The following is a 19,209-nucleotide window of genomic DNA, read 5'->3' as shown; positions in this document are numbered from 1 at the left end:
AGTGTGGCGCTCGTGAAGGCTATTCGAAGGTTTACAGTCCGTACCGTCCTCCCCGAGCCCATCCGGCCGCTGGCCCGATTGGCGACCAATTTGCGCTGGTCCTGGCACCGGCCAACAAGGGAACTTTTCGCGAGCCTTAACCCGGCTCTTTGGGAGGCCTCGCAGCACGACCCCATCGCTCTCCTGGGATCAATCAGCCGCGAGCAGCTACAGGACCTGGCAAACAACGGCGAGGTAGTGGACCGCGTACAGCACGCCGCAGCCGACCTGGACCGCTACCTCAGCGAGCCGCGCTGGTACCAGGGCCTCGGCGAAGATGCGCCGGCTTGCATCGCCTACTTCTCCCCCGAATTCGGCATCACCGAAGTTCTCCCCCAGTACTCCGGCGGCCTCGGCATCCTCGCCGGCGACCACCTCAAAGCCGCCTCCGACCTCGGTGTGCCGCTGATCGGCGTCGGGCTCCTCTACCAGGCCGGCTACTTCAAGCAGTCACTGTCCCGCGATGCATGGCAGCAGGAAACCTACCCCGTGCTGGACCCCGATGGTCTCCCCCTGACCCTGCTCCGCCACCCGGCCAAGGACGGCGCCCAAGGCAAGCCGGTGCAGATCTCCCTCCCGCTGCCGAACGGCCGCGAGCTGCACGCGCACGTGTGGCGTGCCGACGTCGGACGCGTTCCGCTGCTGCTGCTGGACTCCAACGTCCCGTCGAACGATGAAGCCGCCCGCGGCATCACCGACCGCCTCTACGGCGGCGGCGGCGACCACCGCCTGCAGCAGGAACTCCTGTTGGGCATGGGCGGGGTCAAGGCCCTGCGCGTCTACCAGGCACTCACCGGCACGCCCGCGCCCGAGGTCTTCCACACCAACGAGGGACACGCCGGTTTCCTGGGGATCGAACGCATCCAGGAAGCCATGTCCGACCCCAACGAGCCCCTCATCTGGGACGAGGCCCTTGCTGCCGGCCGTGCGTCCACCGTTTTCACGACGCACACGCCGGTGCCGGCCGGGATCGACCGTTTTGAGTCCCTCCAGATCAAGCACTTCTTCGACGCCGGACTGGCACCTGCCGTCCCCACCGAACGCATCCTGGAACTCGGCCGCGAAAACTACGACGGCGGCAACCCTTCCGTGTTCAACATGGCCGTGATGGGCCTGCGCCTGGCGCAGCGCGCCAACGGTGTGGCAAAGCTCCACGGCGTGGTCTCCCGCGAAATGTTCTCCGGACTGTGGCCGGGATTCGACCATTCCGAAATTCCCATCACCTCCGTAACCAACGGCGTCCACGTCCCCACCTGGGTGGACCCGCGGATCTCCTCCCTGGCCCGGCACCAGTTCGGCGCCGAAGCTGAGGCGATGGGACGCTGGGACCTGGCCTACAACGTCAGCGACGAAGACGTCTGGAGCCTCCGGCGCGAACTGCGGGCACAGCTCATCGAGGACGTCCGACGCCGGCTCCGGGCTTCGTGGAAAAAGCGCGGCGCCGCCGATGCCGAGCTCGGTTGGACGGACTCCGTCCTGGATCCGGACGTACTCACCATCGGCTTCGCACGCCGGGTACCCACGTACAAGAGGCTCACCCTCATGCTGCGCGACCCCGCCCGGTTGAAGGCCCTGCTGCTGGATCCGAAGCATCCCATCCAGCTGGTCATCGCCGGCAAGTCACACCCTGCCGACGACGCCGGCAAGAAGATGATCCAGGACCTGGTCCGCTTCACCGACGACCCCGAGGTCCGGCACCGGATCGTGTTCCTGCCGAACTACGACATCGCCATGGCACGCACCCTGTTCCCCGGCTGCGACGTCTGGCTCAACAACCCGCTGCGCCCGCTCGAAGCCTGCGGCACGTCCGGCATGAAGGCCGCCATCAACGGCTCCCTCAACCTCTCCGTCCTGGACGGCTGGTGGGATGAAATGTACGACGGCGAAAACGGCTGGGCCATCCCGACGGCCAACAACGGCGCATCCGCCGACGAACGCGACGACATCGAGGCCTCGGCACTGTACGAGCTACTGGAAACCCAAGTGGCACCACGCTTCTACGGCACCACCGTCGCCCAGGGCGCCGGAGCAGCAGGCCCGTCCGAGTCCAGCCAGGAAACCGTGCCGACCCACTGGGTGTCCATGATCAAGCACACCCTCGCCAACCTCGGCCCGGCCGTCTCCGCCGAGCGGATGCTGCACGACTACGTCAACAACCTCTACTGCCCCGCCGCCGTCTCCGGACGCCGGGCGGTTGCGGAATCATTCAAGGAAGCCAAGGAGCTCGCAGCCTGGACGTCCAAGGTGCGCAGCGCATGGCCCGAGGTCGTAGTGGAACACGTGGACTCCGTCGGTGTGTCCGAGGAACCCCAGGTCGGCGACAGCCTCCAGGTCAACGCCTACGTCGCCCTGAACAACCTCACTCCGGACGACGTCTCCGTGGAAGTGGCCTTCGGCCGCGCCGAGGAATCCGACGAACTCGAAGACATCGTAGTGGCGGAACTGGACTCCGTAGAGGACCTCGGCAACGGGCGGCACCTCTTCAACGGCTCGCTGGTCATCAACCGTTCGGGCTCGTTCGGCTACACCGTCCGCGTGTTCCCGAAGCACTCCGCGCTGGCGTCCAAAGCTGAACTTGGGTTGATCGCGAACGCCTAAGCGCAATAACGTGGCTGACCCGCTGGGCAACACTGATCCGCTGCGCGCTGCTCCTTCGTCGCTTTGACGAGCGCTGCCGGACCGCTGTTGCCCAGTGGGGCCCGCAGGACCCGGGCGGGTTCGCGGGTTAGTTTTCGAACACCGCAATGACTGCCAGGTCGCGGCCGGCGTAGCGCTCTGCGTCTTGCAGGATCTCGCAGACGACACCGAAGGAGCGATCCGTGCGGTATGCCGCGGGGACCTGCCAGATCATCGTGACGGGGCTGCCCTCGTCCTCGGAGAGGGCGTCCGCGTAGTCGTGGAGGGAATCGTTCAGGGCATCCAGGTTCACGCCGTAGTACTCGGGGAAATCCAGGACCTGGCCGAAGACCTCAAGGACTGTCTGCTTGGTGGTTGCCGGTGGGACCAGTACTGTCCTGCGGCCTGCGTCGGATACCTGCTCCTGCAGTTCTTCCAGGGTCCAGGTGTCTGCGGAATAGATCTTCATGGGCTCCTACTTGTCCTCGACGATGAACTTGAACGACTCGTAATGATCCGGCGTGTAGTACTTCGCAGCGTCCTTGCCAACAATGATCCGCCGTGCGCCGCGATCCGACTCTCCCGGGGTGGGCACGGTGTACTCCTTGTAAAAGCCGCCGGACTTCTTGGGCAGCAGGCCCTCGAAATTGCCGAAGTTCACGCCGTCCCGGTCATAGGGATACGGGCCGCCTTTGGCGATGAGGGCCAGGGTTTGGCGGGCTTCCTTCGGCAGTTGGGAGGCATTGATCGACGGCAGGCCCGACGGGTTCTCCACAGCTGCCGCCGCCGTCGTCCGGCTTGGCACGGCGGCGGGTGAGGTCGGCACCAAGCCTGCGGACGGCGTCGTGGTTTGGACGCCGCCCCCTGGTGTGGAAGAGGGCGCCGTCAGCGCGCCTCCGCCCACCATCGCGACCACCAGCACGACGACGGCGATCACCAAACCCGCGAATGCCACGAGTTTGCTGCGGCTGCGGTTCATGCGGAGTTCTCCTGTGTGGTTGGTGCCTACGTGCGGTAAATGTTGATCGTATTGGCTTGCAGGATATCCCGCTCCCCGGAGGCAACCAACGCGCCCTTCCGGCGGTCGTGCAGCACCGACGTGGTGAACCGGAGTTCGAACATGCGCTTGCCGATCCCTGTTTCACTCAGGATCTCCGGAAGCACCATCTTCACGTCCTGGTTGCTGCCGTTCACCACGATCAGGCCACGGATTTCGCTGTCCTCGTGACCCATCAACAGCTGGACCGCACGAACGCCCGGATCGTTCCACCGTGCCGGTGTCATCCGCTTGCCCTTGTCATCAAACCACTGAAGGCTTGAATTGTTGGCCTGGCCCGGAAAGCTCTCGGGCTGGTGCCGAAGGAACCAGCGGCGGAGCCTGACAAGCTCCCGGGTGGTCCGGAACATGGCGTTGGCTTCCTGTGTGCGGCTCCAGTCAAGCCATGCCGTCGGGTTGTCCTGGCAGTAGGCATTGTTGTTGCCCTGCTGGGTGCGGCCGAGTTCGTCGCCGGCAGTGATCATGGGCACGCCGATTGAAATCAGCAGCGTGGCCATCAAATTCCGGATGGACAACGCCCGCGCCGCCACAATGGCCTCGTTCTCGCTGCGGCCTTCCACACCGTGGTTGTAGCTGCGGTTGTCGCCGTGACCATCACGGTTCTGCTCGCCGTTGGCCTCATTGTGCTTGCGGTCGTAACTGACAAGGTCTTTGAGGGTGAAGCCGTCGTGGGCCGTGATGAAGTTCACCGACGCCAGCCGGGTGCGGCCAGAGGACGCAAAGAGGTTCGCGGAACCGGCCATCAGCTCAGCCAACGACGCCACCGACCCTCCTTGGCCACCGGCTTCGATGGCCGCGCGGTCCGAAAGCCAGAAGCTGCGGACGCCATCCCGGAAATGGTCATTCCAGTCCGACCATCCCTGCGGGAACCGGCCCGTCTGCCAGCCGCCGTAGCCCACGTCCCAGGGCTCGGAGATGAGTTTGACTGCCGACAACACCGGATCCTCGGCGATGGCCTGCAGGAAGGGGTGCTGGGGATCGAAGGTGTTTCCGGCGTCACGGCACAAGGTCACGGCGAGGTCGAAGCGGAATCCGTCCACGTGGAACTCGTTGACCCAGTAACGCAACGAGTCCAGCGCGAGGTCCACCACTACGGGGTCGCTGAAATCCAAGGTGTTGCCGCAGCCAGTGGTGTCCAGGTAACGGCCATGCGCGTCATGACGGTAGTAGCGTTTCTCCCCGAGTCCCCGGAAGCTCAGCGCCGGCCCGTCAGGACCGGCCTCGGCAGTGTGGTTATAGACCACGTCCAGGATGACTTCGATCCCGGCCGCGTGCAGGAGCTTGACCATGCCCTTGAGTTCGTCCTGCACAGCGTGGGGACCTGCGTTGCGGGCAGCTTCCGTGGCGTAGTCCGAATGCGGGGCGAAAAAGGCCGCGGTGTTGTAACCCCAGTAATTGGTCATGCCGAGGTCCTGGAGGTGCGATTCATCCAAGTGGAAATGGATGGGCAGCAGCTGCACGGCGGTAATGCCCAGCTCGGTGAGGTGCTGGATCATCACAGGGTGCGCCATCCCGGCATACGTGCCGCGGAGGTGCTCGGGAATTTCCGGGTGAAGCATCGTCTGGCCGCGGACGTGGGCCTCATAAATGACCGAAGTCCGCATGGGGGTCCGGGGCGGTTTGTCCTCACCCCAGTCAAAGCCGGTGTCCACGTGGACACTCGTCAGGAACTCGCCATGCTGATCCACGGCGCGACCGTAGGGATCGAGCAGGAGCCTCTGTCCGCCGTCGTCATCCGGGTCCAGCGCCGGAACCGACATGGGCAGCACGTCTTCCAAGGGCGCCGCGCGGAAACCATAGCGCGTGCCCGGAGGGAAGCCGCCCACCAGCCCGAAATGCACGTCGTCTTCGATGTTGGGAAGTATCCGGGCGCGCCACGGTTCGCCCGGCGCTTGGAACACGATCTCCACCCGTTCCAGGTCCGGCGCGAAGACTGCGACGTTTACTTCCTGGTTTTGCGTTCTCTCCGCATCCGTAAGACCGGGCTGGGGCGTGCTCAGTCCGAGGGGTCGTGGCCGCGACGCGTCGACGGCAGCTGCTGTGTCAAAGATAGGCATAACCATTGAAGGCAAGTTTAGTTCCACGCCCGGTATGTGCAGTGCCCGCAGCCCATATGACGACGTTCGAGGCAGCGATTTTGTGTTCCTTGGCATACTGGGAGGCAGAGAAGTGGAGGTTCTATCGTGCGCGTGGCACTCGCCCAAGTCATCTCAGGCCGCGACCTGGCCGAAAACCTGCGTCTCCTGGAGGAGTACGCGCGGCGTGCCAAGGATGGTGGGGCCGGCCTGGTGGTCTTCCCCGAGGCGATGATGCGCGCGTTCGGCAATTCACTGTTGGACATCGCGGAACCGCTGGACGGTCCCTGGGCAGGCCGTGTTCGTGCCATCGCCGAGGAGCTGCAGCTGGTCATCGTGGCGGGCATGTTCACGCCCGGCGCTGCTGCGGAGTCCGGGGCGCCGCGTGTGCGCAACACCCTTCTCGCCACCGGGCCCGGCGTCGACGCCAGCTACGACAAGATCCACCTTTTCGATGCGTTCGGCTTCGCTGAATCGGACACCGTTGAGGCCGGTACAGAACCCGTGACGTTCGACGCCGGCGGCCTCACCTTTGGTTTAGCCACCTGCTACGACATCCGTTTCCCCGCCCTGTTCACTGCCAACGCCCAGCGCGGTGCCGTGGTGAACATCGTTTCGGCGTCCTGGGGAGCTGGTCCGGGGAAGGCCGATCAGTGGCAGCTCCTGGCACGGGCCCGCGCAGTGGACACCACGACGTTTGTCCTCGCCTGCGGCCAGGGTGATCCAGCCACTCAGGGAATTGAAGCCAAGGGTGCGGCCCCCACGGGAGTCGGGTACTCCGCCGTCGTGTCCCCCTTCGGCCAGGTTCTGGAAGCCCTCGAAGGTGAGCCGGGCCTGATCTTCGCCGACCTCGACGCCTCAGTAGTGGACGACGCCCGGCAGAAGCTCCCCGTCCTGGCCAACCGCCGCGACTTCTGACCCTCGCTCACATCCCTAAGGCTTCCCGCCACCCCTCCCTCACATCCCTAAGGCTTCCCGCCGACGCTCCCTCACATCCCTAAGGCTTCCCGCCAACCCTCCCTCACATCCCTAAGGCTTCCCGCCGACGCTCCCTCACATCCCTAAGGCTTCCCGCCAACCCTCCCTCAACTTTTGGCTGTGGGGCCAATGCTGCCCTTGGTCTATTCGCGGTCAGGAATCGAACTGCTAAAAGGCAGGACGCCAGGCGGTCTACGTCCGCGCGATTGGCGCTCAGGCGGGTGGACAAACCGAGGCCGCTGTCGCCGTCGTGATTCCAGAGCGGCCTAAAGGGTGAGAACGTGAGCAAGCGACCGGCCCAAACAAGCGGAACGTGAGCAAGCATCAGGCTCAAGCACGCGGAACGTGAGGAAGCATCGGGCATGCGAAAGGCGGCGGTCGCGTCTGCGACCACCGCCTTGGGCACTGCTTACTGGGCGGAGCGTTGCCTCGACACTTCGTACAGCGAGATGCCGACGGCCATGGATGCGTTGAGAGACTCCATGGCGGAGTCGATCGGGATGGAGACGATCTGGTCGCAGTTTTCGCGCACGAGCCTGCTGAGGCCCTTGCCTTCGGAACCAACCACGATGCAGACCGGTTCGGTGGCGACCGTGAGGTCGGGAAGCGAGACGTCGCCGTCGCCGTCCAGTCCAAGGACGTAGATGCCCATGTTCTTGAACTGCTTGAGCGCGTTGTTGAGGTTCGACGCGCGGGCCACCGGTACGCGGACAGCGGCACCAGCGCTGGTCTTCCATGCGGACGCGGTGACGCCCACGGAACGACGCTCGGGTACGATCACGCCGTGCCCGCTGAACGCGGAGACGGAGCGGATGATGGCGCCGAGGTTGCGGGGATCGGTAATGCCGTCCAAAGCCACGAAGATCGGCGCATTGGAAATGTGCCCCTTCTTCCACTTGGCGAGGGTCTGCTCGGCGAGGTCGTAGGCGTCCTCGTATTCGTACGGCGGGATCTGCAGCACGAGTCCTTGGTGGACGGCGTCCTCGGTCATGCGGTCCAGCTCGGGCTTGCCGGTTTCCAGCAGCGGGATGCCGCGCTCGGCCGCGAGCTTGAGGGACTCCTTGACGCGGTCATCCATTTCAATCCGGATGGCTACGTGCAGTGCCTTGGCAGGGATGCCGGCACGCAGGGCTTCGACCACGGAGTTACGGCCGGTGACCAGTTCCTCGGTGGCGCGGCCCTTGGGGCCGGAGCGGGCGCCGGCGCCGCCCGGACGTGCCGGTCCGCGCTTGGCGGCCGAGCGCTCAGCGAGCTGCTTGTTCTTGTACGCCTTGTGGTAGGTGCGGTCCTCCGCCTTGGGCGTGGGACCCTTGCCTTCCAGGGCCTTGCGGCCATGGCCACCGGTTCCGGTGGAGGGGCCCTTCTTGTTCTTGACCGACCGGCGACCATTGTTGGCCATGAGATTCCATCCTTGATTTTGTGAGTAAGTCTGGAATCAAGTCTACTGACCCGATGCAATTCGGCCGCAGCGCCCGTTTGTCAGTCGCGTTTGAGGCTCCAGGTGGCCCCGTCCGCACCATCTTCGACGACGACGCCGGCGGCGGCGAGTGTGTCGCGGATCGCGTCGGAGGCCGCCCAGTCCTTGTTGGCCCTTGCGGCAGCGCGGGCCTGGAGCTGTGCGTCCACGAGGACCTTCAGCGCCGCATGCTCACGGCCCTGCACGGCTTCGGGTTGCTTCACGGCGTCCAGCCCCAGCACCTCGGTCATGGACAGCACGCTGTAGAGGGCCGCCTTGGCGCCGTCCAGGTCACCGCTCGCGAGGGCTGTGTTGCCCGCGCGGACGGTTTCGTGCAGCACGCCGAGGGCTTGCGGGACGTTGAGGTCGTCATCCATGGCAGCAGTGAACGCGGCGGGCATGTTGGCCTGCGGTGCCACGTCCGCACCTGACCTGCCGGGAACTTTGGCGGACGCTTTCGAGATGAATCCGTCAATACGTTCGACGGCGGCCGCGGCCTCCTGCAGCGACGTGGGCCGGTAATCGAGCACCGAGCGGTAGTGTGCCTGGCCGAGGTAGTAGCGGACGACCCGGGGTGAGGCGAGGTCGAGCATCTCTGCCGGGCTCACGGTGTTGCCGATGGACTTGGACATCTTTTCGCCCTCGTACGTGACCATGCCGTTGTGCATCCAGAAGTTGGCGAATTCGTCGCCGGCGGCCTGCGACTGGGCCATCTCGTTCTCGTGGTGCGGGAAGCGCAGGTCCAATCCCCCGCCGTGGATGTCGAAGCGCGCACCAAGGTACTTGGTGACCATCGCGGAGCATTCAAGGTGCCAGCCCGGACGGCCCGCACCCCACGGCGACGCCCAGCTCGCGGACTCCGGTTCGCCTTCCTTGTAGCCCTTCCACAGTGCGAAGTCGCGGGGATCGCGCTTCCTGCTGACGAACTGGGCTTCGACGTCGGGGGCGCCCTGCATGTCGTCGATGTTCTGCCGCGTCAGGGAGCCGTACTTGCTCCACGAGCGCACGTCGAAGTAGACATCGCCCGAGTCGTCCGGCGCGGGGTAGGCGTGGCCCCGGTCGATGAGGCGCTGGATGAGCGCGTGCATTTCCGGGATGTGTCCGGTGGCCCGCGGCTCGTAGGTGGGGCTTTGGACGCCGAGGGATTCGTAGGCGTTCTCGAATTCCTGCTCGTAGCGGTAGGCCAGGGCCCACCATTCTTCGTTCTGCCGTGCGGAGGGTTCGGCGTCCCAGTCCGGGCCGAACGACTGGGCGGACTTGGCCAGGATCTTGTCGTCGATGTCGGTGACGTTGCGCACCACGGTGACACGGAGGCCACGGAATTCGAGCCAACGGGTCAGCTGGTCGAAGGCGATCGCGGACCGCACGTGGCCCACGTGGGGCATTCCCTGGACGGTGGCCCCGCAGTAGTACACGCTGGCCTTGCCGTCTTCGAGGGGAACGAAGTCGCGGACTTCGGCGGAAGCGGTGTCATAAAAGCGCAGGGTCACCGCTCCAGATTAGCCGATGACGCGGCGTGACCTGCCTACTTGCAGTATTCGCCGATCTTATTGAACTGCACCTTGAGTTTTTCCTGCTGCTCCTGGGTGGCCGCGCCCAGCGACGACGCTGCAGCCTTATCCATGATCGCGGCCATCTCCTTGATGGGGTCGCCGATCTCCGGAGCCAGCTTGTCCGCGATCTGGTGGTAATGCTCAGCGATCTGCTTGGATTGCTGCTGCTGGTTGCCGTCCGGTTTGAAGGCGTCGTTGTTGAGGAAATCGCAGCTGGCTTTCACGTCCATCTTCGGCGTCCCGGCACAACCGCCCAGCAGGAGCGCGGCCGCCAGGGCCGCCGGCAGCAGGACAGCGGAACGCACGACGCCGGCACCTGGCTTACGCATGCGGCGCCCCTTTCGCGGGCCCAGGCACTGCGGCGGGTACCTCATGGCCGGGCATCGGGTAGACCAAGGCTGTGGCGACGGCAGAGATGCCCTCTCCACGTCCGGTGAAGCCCAATCCGTCGCTGGTGGTGGCCGTGACGGTCACGGGAGCGTTGGCGGCTTCGGAGAGGACCCGCTGGGATTCTTCCCGACGCGGAGCAAACTTGGGGCGGTTGGCCACGAACTGCACAGCTACGTTGCCGATCTCGAAGCCGGCAGCACGGACAAGCCGCGCTGCCTCTCCGAGGAGTTTGACGCCAGATGCGCCGGCGTACTCGGGACGGTCCGTACCGAAGTGCGTGCCAAGATCCCCGATGCCGCTGGCGGAGAATAGCGCATCAGCGGCTGCATGGGCGACGCAATCGCCGTCGGAATGGCCGGAGAGTCCCTGTTCGCCTTCCCAGAAGAGGCCACCCAACCAGAGCGGCTGGGGGTCGTCTTCTGGCGCGAAGGCGTGGACGTCCATCCCGATGCCGGTGCGTGGCAGGATCATGTTTTCCGGGGCCACTATCCCTCCACCCAACGAATCCCAAGGGGGCCTTCCAGGAGGCCTTCGGCGATGATGAGGTCCAGCGGCGTGGTGATCTTGAGGGATTGGCTTGCCCCGCGGACGGCGTGGACCGGGACGCCAAGGAGTTCCACCAGCATGGCGTCGTCGGTGACCGCGGCGGCTTGCTTGTCGTCAAAGAGTTCTGCGGCCTCATGTGCCCGCCGCAGGGTGGCGAGTTCGAAGCCCTGGGGGGTTTGGACGGCGCGGAGCTGTTCGCGCGGTGCCGTGCCGGTGACAACCTCGGGGGCTATGGAGGCGTCCTGGACATCCGTTTCTGCGACGGTCTTGATGGTGTCCACCACCGGCATTGCGGGTATGACCGCCTTGGCGCCGGACGACAACGCATCGGCGACCCGCTGGAAGACCCGTTCAGGGGTGAGCGCCCGGGCTGCGTCGTGGACGAGGACGAATTCCGTTCCGTCTTCCAAGGCAGCCAGGGCAGCGCGGACGGAATCCGCGCGGGAGGAACCGCCGTCGACGACTGTGACCTCAGGGCCACCATCCACCAGGTCGACTGTGAAGTCCGCGATGGACTCGCGCAGGACGGTGTCGCCCTTGGGCACGGCTACGCAGATTTGGCGTGCGACGTCGGACGAAACAACTCCGCGCAGGGCGTGCATCAGGATGGTCTCGCCGCCCAGCGGAACCTGGGCTTTGGGCATGCCGTAGCCGAGCCGCTCACCGGAGCCGGCGGCAACCACGATCACGGCCGTGACGGCGCGCTTGGAAGGAATACTCATGGTCACCAGAGTACTGCGAGGCATCAGGGGTGATTTGTGGCAAAAAGAAACCCGGCGGCGCTTTCGCACCACCGGGGCTCAATTCTTAGGAAGCCAAGACCTCGTCAAGAACGCTTGCAGCCTTCTCTTCGTCCGTCTTCTCAGCCAGGGCTAGTTCTGAAATCAGAATCTGCCGTGCCTTGGCCAGCATTCGCTTCTCGCCTGCCGAAAGGCCGCGATCGTGATCGCGGCGCCAAAGATCGCGAACGACCTCTGCCACCTTGATGACATCGCCGGAAGCAAGCTTCTCCAGGTTCGCCTTGTAACGACGTGACCAGTTGGTAGGCTCTTCAGTGAACTCGGCGCGGAGAACGTCAAAAACGTGCTCCAAGCCTTCTTTGCCCACTACGTCCCGGACCCCAACAAGGTCAACGTTCTCTGCTGGAACTTCAATGGTCAGATCACCCTGAGCCACCTTGAGCTTGAGATACATCTTCTCTTCGCCCTTGATGGTGCGCATCTTGATTTCCTCAATTTTTGCTGCACCGTGGTGAGGGTAAACTACTGTCTCGCCGACCTCAAAAACCATGTGGACTTTCCCCTTTCCCGCAGATTAGTCTATCACGATTAAGGCATACGACTGGCACCCAAAGGCCTCCTCACCCGCGCCAATACAGGGAAACAGGCCTTAAACGGGTTCATCCAACCTCTTGACGTATTCGCCGAAAGATGCATTAGGCACCCAGTGTGAGCGGCCGGACTTCTCCACCGACTCCGCCACAAAGCCCTCCCGAATCCTTGTTTTGGACCGTTTGCCGATAGGCTATGGCTGAAAAAGTTTCCAATGACTCTAGGAGTAGTTGTCGTGCGCATTTCTGCGATGAACACTGTCCAGCGCGGCAAGCTGGCAATTGCGGCCGCTGCAATCGGCGTCGGCCTTCTGTCCGTCACCGGCTGTGGCTTCGTCAACGCCCAGCAGACTTCGCACCAGTATTCGGCTTCAGACGGGGTCAAGGCCGACCTCGGCAAGCTGCAGCTGCGCAACATGCTGATTGTTGCTTCCGGCGAAAACCAGCCTGGCCGCGTCATCGGTGCGGTATTCAACCAGTCGAACTCCGACGCCACGCTGTCGATCAGCGGCGCCAACGGCTCCCAGACCGAGATCCCGGTCAAGGCAATGTCCGAGACTTATCTAAACGACGCTGCCGACCCCGCCATCCTCAGCAGCGCTGGAGTCATTCCCGGCGGGCTGACTCCCGTGACGATCCGCAGCGGCTCCGACTCCGCCACGATCAACGTCCCGGTGGTTGACGGCACCCTCCCCGAGTACGCCAAGTACCTCCCGAGCCCCAGCCCTTCGGCCAGCCCGAGCGGTTCGGCAACTCCCGGCGCAACGGGCACCGAGACCAGCTCGGCCACCCCGTCCGCTACCTCCACGAGCTCCGCAGCCGGCCACTAAGGCCCCTGCCAAGAACACACAAAGGAAGGGTCCCGCCGCGGCGGGACCCTTCCTTTTTGCCCCCTCTGGAGTTTTTGTACGGATAACGCCCTTTAGAAGGCTTCTAAAGGGCGTTATCCGTACAAAAACTCCGCCAGGGGTTACGGCTCGAACTTGTAGCCCAGGCCGCGCACGGTCACCAGATAGCGCGGCGCTGACGGATCCGGCTCGATCTTGCTGCGCAGGCGCTTCACGTGGACATCCAGGGTCTTGGTATCCCCCACGTAGTCGGACCCCCACACACGGTCGATGAGCTGTCCACGCGTCAGGACGCGGCCCGAGTTCCGGAGCAGCATCTCCAGCAACTCGAATTCCTTCAACGGCAGGGAAACTTGCTCGCCGTTGACACTGACCACATGGCGTTCGATGTCCATCCGGACAGGACCGGCCTGGACCGTGGAGGTGATGAGCTCCTCGGGCTCCCCTTGCCGGCGGAGGACCGCGCGGACACGGGCCACCAACTCGCGGGAGGAATACGGCTTGGTGACGTAGTCGTCGGCTCCGAGTTCGAGCCCCACAACTTTGTCGATCTCCGAGTCCTTGGCTGTCAGCATGATCACCGGGACGCTGGAGCGTTGGCGCAACTGGCGGCACACCTCTGTTCCCGGCGTTCCGGGCAGCTGCAGGTCGAGGAGGACGAGGTCTGCGCCGTTCCGGTCGAACTCAACCAGGGCATCGCTGCCGTTGTCCACTACCTCGACGTCGAACCCCTCTTTGCCCAAAAGATAGGACAGAGGGTCGCTGAAGGACTCTTCGTCCTCCACTATCAAAATCCGGCTCAAGCGCTGGCTCCTTGCTCTCGGGCGCCAGTGGCGCCCCCTTGGTGGTTCACGTGGTGGGGTTGCCGGGCAGCAATTCCAGGTTCGACGGCGGCACCAGCCGTTGCGGGCCCGGGCGGAAGCGCCGCCGTAGCAGCCGAAGGCGGGAGGCCGGCGTCGTCGTCCTGACCTTCCATCTCGGGCAGTCGGATGGTGAAGGTGGAACCCTGGCCGGGCTGCGACCAGACGGTCACTTCGCCGCCGTGGTTGGAGACAACGTGCTTGACGATGCTGAGGCCAAGGCCGGTGCCGCCGGTGTGCCGCGAACGTGCTGCGTCGACGCGGTAGAAGCGTTCGAACACCCGTTCCTGGTCCTCGGGCGTCAATCCCTCGCCCTGATCCGTGACGGAGACGGCAACCACGCCTTCCCGGGTCCGGACACCTACGCCCACGCGGGTGTTTTCAGGGGAGTAACGGATGGCGTTGTCGATCAGGTTGCGCAGGGCAGTGACCAGGAGGTCGCGGTCCCCGAAGACCAGGGAATCGGAGTGGCCGCCCACCACGATCTGGATGTTCTTGCTCTCGGCGGGAAGCTGCGAACGGTCCACGGCTTCGGTGATCACCGTGTTGATGTCCACAGCGTGGCCCTGCTGGGCGACGTTGGCGCCCTGGAGCCGTGAGAGTTCGATGATGTCCTGGACCAGGGCCGCCAGCCGGCCGGACTCCTTGTGCATGCGCTTGGCGAAGCGGCGTACCGCTTCTTCGTCATCGGGCGATGCTTCCAAGGCCTCGGCCAGGAGCGAGATCGCGCCGACGGGGGTTTTGAGTTCGTGGGACACGTTGGCCACGAAGTCGTTGCGGATCTCCTCGGTGCGGGTGATCTCGGTCCGGTCATCGGCCAGGAGGACGATATATTCCCAGCCGAGCATGGCGGCCCGTACCTGCACCACGATGGTGCCTTTGCCGAGCGGCCCGCGGGGAAGTTCGTATTGTTCCTCCAGGATCACACCGTCGCGGCGGACCTTGGCGGTCATGTCGAGGAGCTGCTTATGCACTACCGTGTGGCCGCGGACCAGCCCGTAGGCGTAAGCGGCGGGGCTCGCACGGACCACGCCGTCGATCGCGTCCACCACGACGAACGCACGCCCGACGACGGCAAGGACTTCCGCTGCCCCCTCAGGGAGGAGGGGCTCGGCGACGTCGAGGTCCACGATGCTGCGCTGCCGTTCGCTGATCCTGAAAGCGAGCATGCCAAAGACGCCCAGCGACAAGCCGACGAGGCCTGCAATGACACCTATGAGCAACGGATCCACGTGTCCAGCTTATGCTGTGGAATCAGGGCGGAGCATTGATCCAGCGCCAAACACCGACGGTTCAACTAACGTTCATCTAAAGGTGCCAAACAGTTCACGGGGCACTGACACAGTTACTGGTTGGACTGCCAATGTTTTTGAAGTCCTGTCCCTTCACGGGGCCCGGGATTTCCAAGGAAAGGACGCCTTAGTGCGCAAGGTTTTTCAGGAGGAGCTCACCCAGGTAGGTGACGACCTCATCGAGATCTCCAAGCTCGTTCACGAAGCGATCACGAAGGCCACGACGTCCTTCGAAGGCGCCGATGTGGACCTTGCACAGGATGTCATTGCGGCAGATGCCAGGATCGATTTCCTGCAGAACAGCCTTGATGAGCGCGCCATCGACATCCTGGCATTGCAGGGTCCCGTGGCCAGCGACCTCCGCATGATCGTGGGTTCGCTCCGCATGAGCGCTTCCCTGGAGCGCATGGGCGACCTCGCCCGCCACGTGGCCCAGCTGGCCCGCTTGCGCTACCCGGCAACCGTGATTCCTGCTTCGCTGACCCAGACCTTCAAGGCCATGGCCCAGCACGACATCGACATCACCGCGAAGGTCATCGAGCTCCTCGAGACGCGCGACCTTGAAGTTGCCCGCGACATCCTCAAGATCAACATCGCCGTGGACGACCTCCACCTCAGCGTCTTCAAGGCCATCGCCTCCCCCGAATGGAACGAGAACCCCGCCACCACGGTGGATGTTGCCTTGGCCAGCCGCTACTTCGAGCGCTTCGCCGACCACGGCGTCTCGGTTGCCCGCAAGGTCACCTACCTGGTGACGGGCGAATGGCAGCCTGAGGGCTTCTAACGCACAAACCGCAGAACATACGACGGCGGCCGGTCACCTGAGGTGACCGGCCGCCGTCGTTAGTCTGGGGCGAAGAACCGCGAAGCCCTATTTCTTGCCCTGGTTCGCTACCGCGAGGATGGCCTCAGCAGCTGCGTCGGGATCCAGGTAGGTTCCACCGGGCTTGATCGGCTGGAAGTCCTCGTCCAGTTCGTAAACCAGCGGGATGCCGGTGGGGATGTTCAGGCCGGCGATGGCGTCGTCGCTGATGCCGTCCAGGTGCTTGACCAGGGCGCGCAGGGAGTTGCCGTGGGCCGTGACCAGAACGGTCTTGCCAGCCTTGAGGTCTTCCTTGATGTCCGATTCCCAGTAAGGGAGGAGGCGGACCAGGACGTCCTTGAGGCATTCGGTGCGGGGCAGGGCGTCGCCGAGGTCCTTGTAGCGGACATCGTGCGCCTGGGAGAACTCGCTGTCATCGGACAGCGGCGGCGGCGGTGTGTCGTAGCTGCGGCGCCATTCCATGAACTGCTCTTCGCCGAATTCGGCGAGGGTCTGGGCCTTGTCCTTGCCCTGCAACGCACCGTAGTGGCGTTCGTTGAGGCGCCAGTCGCGCTTGACGGGGATCCAGCCACGGTCGGCCTTGTCCAAAGCCATGTTGGCCGTGTTGATGGCACGCTTCAGCAGGGAGGTGTAGAGGATATCCGGGAGGATGTTGTTCTCTACCAGGAGCTCCCCGCCGCGTACTGCTTCTTTGCGGCCTTGGTCGTTCAGGTCAACGTCCACCCAACCGGTGAACAGGTTCTTGGCGTTCCATTCGCTGTGGCCATGGCGCAGCAGAATCAGCTTGTAAGTCATGGTTTTCATCCTAGCCGAGGGCTCCGGTGCCCTGCCCGGCGTTACGAACAGCAACGTGGGCTCAGTCACGGCCCATCAGACGCCATCGAACGGGCCGTAAGCGACCCGGCGTTGCAGGATAAAGTGGGGCCGTGGTGCAAAAGGCGGAACGGGTGGGCTCTCCCCGCAGTCGGGGCGGCAACCCGTTACGCAAACCGATCGGCAATATTACCCGCGGCACCACCAACCCCAACCGGATGCGGCGGCTGGACCGCTGGCTGGCCGGCCCGCAGGCGTGGCGGCTGCGCACCGCCGTCGAGCCTTTGGTAGTGGACCTGGGCTATGGCGCCTCGCCGGCCACCGCCGTGGAGCTTTTCGAACGGCTGCAGGCCGTCCGCCCGGATGTACAGGTCCGTGGAATCGAGATTGAACCGGAGCGTGTCCGCAGCGCCAAGGCCCTGGAAAGACCCGGACTCAGCTTCTCGGTAGGCGGTTTCGAAGTTCCGGTGCCGGGCAATCCCGTGCTGGTCCGGGCATTCAACGTGCTCCGGCAATATGAAGAAGCGGACGTCGCCGCGATCTGGGCCCTGGTGCAGTCCCGCCTGGCGCCGAACGGACTGTTCATTGACGGCACGTGCGACGAAATCGGCCGCCGTGTCACCTGGGTGGCCCTGGATCCGGAGCGTCCGCTGAGCCTGAGTTTTTCTGTCCGGTTCGGAAGCTTCGAGCTGCCTTCCGAGGTTGCCGAGCGGCTGCCCAAGGCGCTCATTCACCGTAACGTGCCGGGTGAGCCGATCCACGCGTTCCTGCAGGCAATGGACAAGGCCTGGCTGGAGGCGGCGCCGTTGGCTTCGTTCGGCAACAGGCAGCGCTGGACCGGGATGTGCCGTTCACTGCGCGACGCCGGGTGGCCGCTTCAGGATGGCCCTTCGCGGTGGCGCCTTGGAGAAATGACGGTGGCGTGGGACGCGGTGGCGCCCGGCCAGCACTGATTCAGCAGGGCCAGCGCTGATACAGCAGGGGCTGGGTCTACCAGGGTCCGTACGGGCCGACGTTGCGGTTTCCGCCGCTGCCAGCCTCGCGGACTGCCGGACGGACATCGGCGAGGTAGACGCAGGAGGCTGTGACTGCAGCGATGCCGAAGAGGCCAAGGCTGCCGCCGCCGGTAAGCATCGTCAGTCCACCGATGGCGAGAGCCACGCCGGTGAGGGCCAACCAGAAAGTCTTGGTCCGCTTGGAAGCGGCCACAAACAGGGTGGGTCGGTGGCGCAGGCAATCAACGAATGCCCACAGTTCCAAGGCAAGGGCCACCAGTCCCAGGATGATGTAGACCCCGGAGGTGACGTACGCGATCAAGATTTTTCCGTCCACGTCCTCCAGCCTAGCTGTCCAACGCCTTCAGTGCTTGCTCAAGGTCGGACCAGAGGTCTTCCACGTTCTCAATTCCGACGCTCAAGCGGACCAGGTTCTCCGGAACGCTCAGCGGCTCGGCGGTGTGCCGGCGTCGTCGCTCAATCAGCGACTCAACTCCGCCCAGTGATGTTGCCGGGAGCCAAAGCTGCAACGCGCGGACCAGTTCGTCAGCAGCTTCGGCACCGCTGCGTTGGTTGTCGCCGGCGATCTGGATGCACAGGATCGAGCCGAAACCCTTCATCTGGGCCTTCGCGCGCTCATGGCCCGGATCCGTGGGGAGGCCGGGGAACCGGATGGCTTCCACGCGTGGATGGGTGCTGAGCCTTTCAGCGAGCGTGGCTGCGGAGGCCTGCGAGCGCTCGATCCTCAACGCCAGCGTGCGCAGGCCGCGAAGAGCCAGCCAGGCCTCGAACGGCCCGGCGATTCCGCCGTGGATGATGCGGTGGTGAAGGAGCGTGGCGCGCAGCTCAGGGTTGGACGTCACCAAAGCCCCGAGGACGACGTCCGAATGCCCGGCCAGGTATTTGGTCACCGAGTGAAGCACGACGTCGGAGCCCAGGCTGAGGGGCTGCTGAACCAGGGGCGTGGAGAAGGTATTGTCCGTGACCACGAGGGCACCCACGGCGTGGGCGGCATCAGTGAGCGCGCGGATATCTGCGATTCCGAGCATGGGATTGGTGGGGCTTTCCAGCCACAGCAGGTCAGCCTTTTTGCCGTCCTCAGGGCTGATCAGGGCCTTCACCGCCTCCGTGTCCGTGATGTCCACGGTGCGGAGTTCCAGGAAGCCTTTCTCCGCCAGCTCCGTGGCCATGACGAGCGAACCTGCGTAGCTGTGGGACGGCATCACCACGACGCCCCCGGCGGGAACCAGGGAGAGCGCCGAACTCACCGCGGCCAGCCCGGATGCGTAAAGCAGTCCCGGCAGGGTGGCGCCTTCAAGTTTGGCCAGCGCGTCCTCGAAGGGGTCCCAGGTGGGGTTGGCGTAGCGGCCATAGCCCCGGTCGCCGTCGCCCAGGCTGCCTGTACCGAAGTATGTGGAGGACAGGACGATGGGTGGATTCACCGGTTCGTCGTGGGCGCGTTCAGGACGACCGGCAGCAACCACAACGGTTTCAGGCGACAATTCGGCGGCGTGCTGATCGGAAAGGCTCATGCTTTC

19 protein-coding genes are annotated in these 19,209 nt (G+C 64.5%); 5 read left to right on the top strand and 14 right to left on the bottom strand.

Translation table 11 applies throughout. From position 1 onward, the window contains the following. The first annotated feature begins 12 nt into the window (after nt 1-12). Entirely contained in the window at nt 13-2,637 is a 2,625-nt protein-coding gene (gene glgP, locus PV760_RS12990) for an alpha-glucan family phosphorylase (RefSeq protein WP_354627911.1), read from the top strand. Between the two features lie 127 nt (nt 2,638-2,764). Here glgP and PV760_RS12985 read toward each other — a convergent pair whose 3' ends face one another. Genes PV760_RS12985 through glgX form a run of 3 tightly spaced genes read right to left on the bottom strand, consistent with a single transcriptional unit; the run spans nt 2,765 to nt 5,775 of the window. Further along, entirely contained in the window at nt 2,765-3,124 is a 360-nt protein-coding gene (locus PV760_RS12985) for a barstar family protein (RefSeq protein WP_354627910.1), read from the bottom strand. 6 nt (nt 3,125-3,130) lie between these two features. Then, nucleotides 3,131-3,634 (bottom strand): guanyl-specific ribonuclease, encoded by a 504-nt coding sequence (locus PV760_RS12980; protein WP_354627909.1) that lies wholly within the window; start codon nt 3,632-3,634, stop codon nt 3,131-3,133. A gap of 26 nt (nt 3,635-3,660) precedes the next feature. Further along, a complete protein-coding gene (gene glgX, locus PV760_RS12975; RefSeq protein WP_039239791.1) occupies nt 3,661-5,775 on the bottom strand; it encodes a glycogen debranching protein GlgX in 2,115 nt (704 codons plus the stop codon). Between the two features lie 120 nt (nt 5,776-5,895). On the opposite strand from glgX, the gene PV760_RS12970 reads away from it, so the two are divergent. Beyond that, nucleotides 5,896-6,705 (top strand): carbon-nitrogen hydrolase family protein, encoded by an 810-nt coding sequence (locus PV760_RS12970; protein WP_018777890.1) that lies wholly within the window; start codon nt 5,896-5,898, stop codon nt 6,703-6,705. 469 nt (nt 6,706-7,174) lie between these two features. On the opposite strand, the gene rlmB is transcribed toward PV760_RS12970, so the two are convergent. The 6 genes from rlmB to PV760_RS12940 all read right to left on the bottom strand — a co-directional run bounded on the left by rlmB (nt 7,175) and on the right by PV760_RS12940 (nt 12,000). Beyond that, on the bottom strand, nt 7,175-8,164 hold the full coding sequence (gene rlmB, locus PV760_RS12965) for a 23S rRNA (guanosine(2251)-2'-O)-methyltransferase RlmB (protein ID WP_018777891.1): 990 nt from the start codon (nt 8,162-8,164) through the stop codon (nt 7,175-7,177). An 80-nt stretch (nt 8,165-8,244) separates the two neighbouring features. Next, nucleotides 8,245-9,711, bottom strand: a complete 1,467-nt coding sequence (gene cysS / locus PV760_RS12960) for a cysteine--tRNA ligase (protein WP_039239789.1) — start codon at nt 9,709-9,711, stop codon at nt 8,245-8,247. Nucleotides 9,712-9,746: 35 nt separating this feature from the next. Beyond that, nucleotides 9,747-10,103 carry a hypothetical protein gene (locus tag PV760_RS12955; RefSeq protein ID WP_055973300.1) on the bottom strand — a complete coding sequence of 119 codons (357 nt, stop codon included), beginning with the start codon at nt 10,101-10,103 and terminating at the stop codon, nt 9,747-9,749. Continuing rightward, the gene (gene ispF, locus PV760_RS12950) at nt 10,096-10,635 is read right to left on the bottom strand and encodes a 2-C-methyl-D-erythritol 2,4-cyclodiphosphate synthase (RefSeq protein WP_035733708.1); all 540 of its coding nucleotides are present in this window, start codon (nt 10,633-10,635) and stop codon (nt 10,096-10,098) included. The genes PV760_RS12955 and ispF overlap by 8 nt, the downstream gene beginning before the upstream one ends. A gap of 14 nt (nt 10,636-10,649) precedes the next feature. After that, on the bottom strand, nt 10,650-11,432 hold the full coding sequence (gene ispD / locus PV760_RS12945) for a 2-C-methyl-D-erythritol 4-phosphate cytidylyltransferase (RefSeq protein ID WP_039239785.1): 783 nt from the start codon (nt 11,430-11,432) through the stop codon (nt 10,650-10,652). 85 nt (nt 11,433-11,517) lie between these two features. Further along, nucleotides 11,518-12,000 carry a CarD family transcriptional regulator gene (locus tag PV760_RS12940; protein ID WP_011690592.1) on the bottom strand — a complete coding sequence of 161 codons (483 nt, stop codon included), beginning with the start codon at nt 11,998-12,000 and terminating at the stop codon, nt 11,518-11,520. Between the two features lie 291 nt (nt 12,001-12,291). Between PV760_RS12940 and PV760_RS12935 the strand changes: the two genes are divergently transcribed. Continuing rightward, nucleotides 12,292-12,870 carry a hypothetical protein gene (locus tag PV760_RS12935; RefSeq protein ID WP_018777897.1) on the top strand — a complete coding sequence of 193 codons (579 nt, stop codon included), beginning with the start codon at nt 12,292-12,294 and terminating at the stop codon, nt 12,868-12,870. A 140-nt stretch (nt 12,871-13,010) separates the two neighbouring features. Here the strand turns inward: PV760_RS12935 and PV760_RS12930 are convergent, their stop codons facing one another. Together PV760_RS12930 and PV760_RS12925 are read right to left on the bottom strand one after the other, a co-directional pair. Beyond that, nucleotides 13,011-13,691, bottom strand: coding sequence for a winged helix-turn-helix domain-containing protein (locus PV760_RS12930; protein ID WP_020608526.1), 681 nt, complete (start codon nt 13,689-13,691; stop codon nt 13,011-13,013). Beyond that, complete coding sequence (locus PV760_RS12925) at nt 13,688-14,971, bottom strand: sensor histidine kinase (RefSeq protein WP_354627917.1); 1,284 nt, start codon at nt 14,969-14,971, stop codon at nt 13,688-13,690. The genes PV760_RS12930 and PV760_RS12925 overlap by 4 nt, the downstream gene beginning before the upstream one ends. A gap of 199 nt (nt 14,972-15,170) precedes the next feature. Here PV760_RS12925 and phoU point away from each other — a divergent pair, with 199 nt between their 5' ends. Then, nucleotides 15,171-15,824 (top strand): phosphate signaling complex protein PhoU, encoded by a 654-nt coding sequence (gene phoU / locus PV760_RS12920; protein WP_018777899.1) that lies wholly within the window; start codon nt 15,171-15,173, stop codon nt 15,822-15,824. Nucleotides 15,825-15,911: 87 nt separating this feature from the next. Here phoU and PV760_RS12915 read toward each other — a convergent pair whose 3' ends face one another. After that, nucleotides 15,912-16,658, bottom strand: coding sequence for a phosphoglyceromutase (locus PV760_RS12915; protein ID WP_018777900.1), 747 nt, complete (start codon nt 16,656-16,658; stop codon nt 15,912-15,914). 131 nt (nt 16,659-16,789) lie between these two features. Here PV760_RS12915 and PV760_RS12910 point away from each other — a divergent pair, with 131 nt between their 5' ends. After that, nucleotides 16,790-17,629, top strand: a complete 840-nt coding sequence (locus tag PV760_RS12910) for a class I SAM-dependent methyltransferase (protein ID WP_181423323.1) — start codon at nt 16,790-16,792, stop codon at nt 17,627-17,629. Nucleotides 17,630-17,666: 37 nt separating this feature from the next. Here PV760_RS12910 and PV760_RS12905 read toward each other — a convergent pair whose 3' ends face one another. Next, nucleotides 17,667-18,008, bottom strand: coding sequence for a DUF2516 family protein (locus PV760_RS12905; RefSeq protein ID WP_018777902.1), 342 nt, complete (start codon nt 18,006-18,008; stop codon nt 17,667-17,669). Nucleotides 18,009-18,018: 10 nt separating this feature from the next. Next, nucleotides 18,019-19,203 carry a trans-sulfuration enzyme family protein gene (locus PV760_RS12900; protein ID WP_026267188.1) on the bottom strand — a complete coding sequence of 395 codons (1,185 nt, stop codon included), beginning with the start codon at nt 19,201-19,203 and terminating at the stop codon, nt 18,019-18,021. Nucleotides 19,204-19,209 lie beyond the last annotated feature (6 nt).

Origin of the sequence: Paenarthrobacter sp. CC6 (assembly GCF_040560085.1) — a bacterium.
GTDB lineage: Bacteria > Actinomycetota > Actinomycetes > Actinomycetales > Micrococcaceae > Arthrobacter > Arthrobacter nicotinovorans.
The sequence above is the reverse complement of the archived record's forward strand: the minus strand, read 5'-3'. Positions and strand labels throughout refer to the sequence as shown.

What these genes read in the sequence shown, in the direction of transcription:
- PV760_RS12985 (WP_354627910.1), bottom strand. Translation starts at nt 3,124, where the DNA reads ATGAAGATCTATTCCGCAGACACCTGGACCCTGGAAGAACTGCAGGAG.
- PV760_RS12980 (WP_354627909.1), bottom strand. Translation starts at nt 3,634, where the DNA reads ATGAACCGCAGCCGCAGCAAACTCGTGGCATTCGCGGGTTTGGTGATC.
- glgX (WP_039239791.1), bottom strand. Translation starts at nt 5,775, where the DNA reads ATGGTTATGCCTATCTTTGACACAGCAGCTGCCGTCGACGCGTCGCGG.
- rlmB (WP_018777891.1), bottom strand. Translation starts at nt 8,164, where the DNA reads ATGGCCAACAATGGTCGCCGGTCGGTCAAGAACAAGAAGGGCCCCTCC.
- PV760_RS12955 (WP_055973300.1), bottom strand. Translation starts at nt 10,103, where the DNA reads ATGCGTAAGCCAGGTGCCGGCGTCGTGCGTTCCGCTGTCCTGCTGCCG.
- ispF (WP_035733708.1), bottom strand. Translation starts at nt 10,635, where the DNA reads ATGATCCTGCCACGCACCGGCATCGGGATGGACGTCCACGCCTTCGCG.
- ispD (WP_039239785.1), bottom strand. Translation starts at nt 11,432, where the DNA reads ATGAGTATTCCTTCCAAGCGCGCCGTCACGGCCGTGATCGTGGTTGCC.
- PV760_RS12940 (WP_011690592.1), bottom strand. Translation starts at nt 12,000, where the DNA reads ATGGTTTTTGAGGTCGGCGAGACAGTAGTTTACCCTCACCACGGTGCA.
- PV760_RS12935 (WP_018777897.1), top strand. Translation starts at nt 12,292, where the DNA reads ATGAACACTGTCCAGCGCGGCAAGCTGGCAATTGCGGCCGCTGCAATC.
- PV760_RS12915 (WP_018777900.1), bottom strand. Translation starts at nt 16,658, where the DNA reads ATGACTTACAAGCTGATTCTGCTGCGCCATGGCCACAGCGAATGGAAC.
- PV760_RS12900 (WP_026267188.1), bottom strand. Translation starts at nt 19,203, where the DNA reads ATGAGCCTTTCCGATCAGCACGCCGCCGAATTGTCGCCTGAAACCGTT.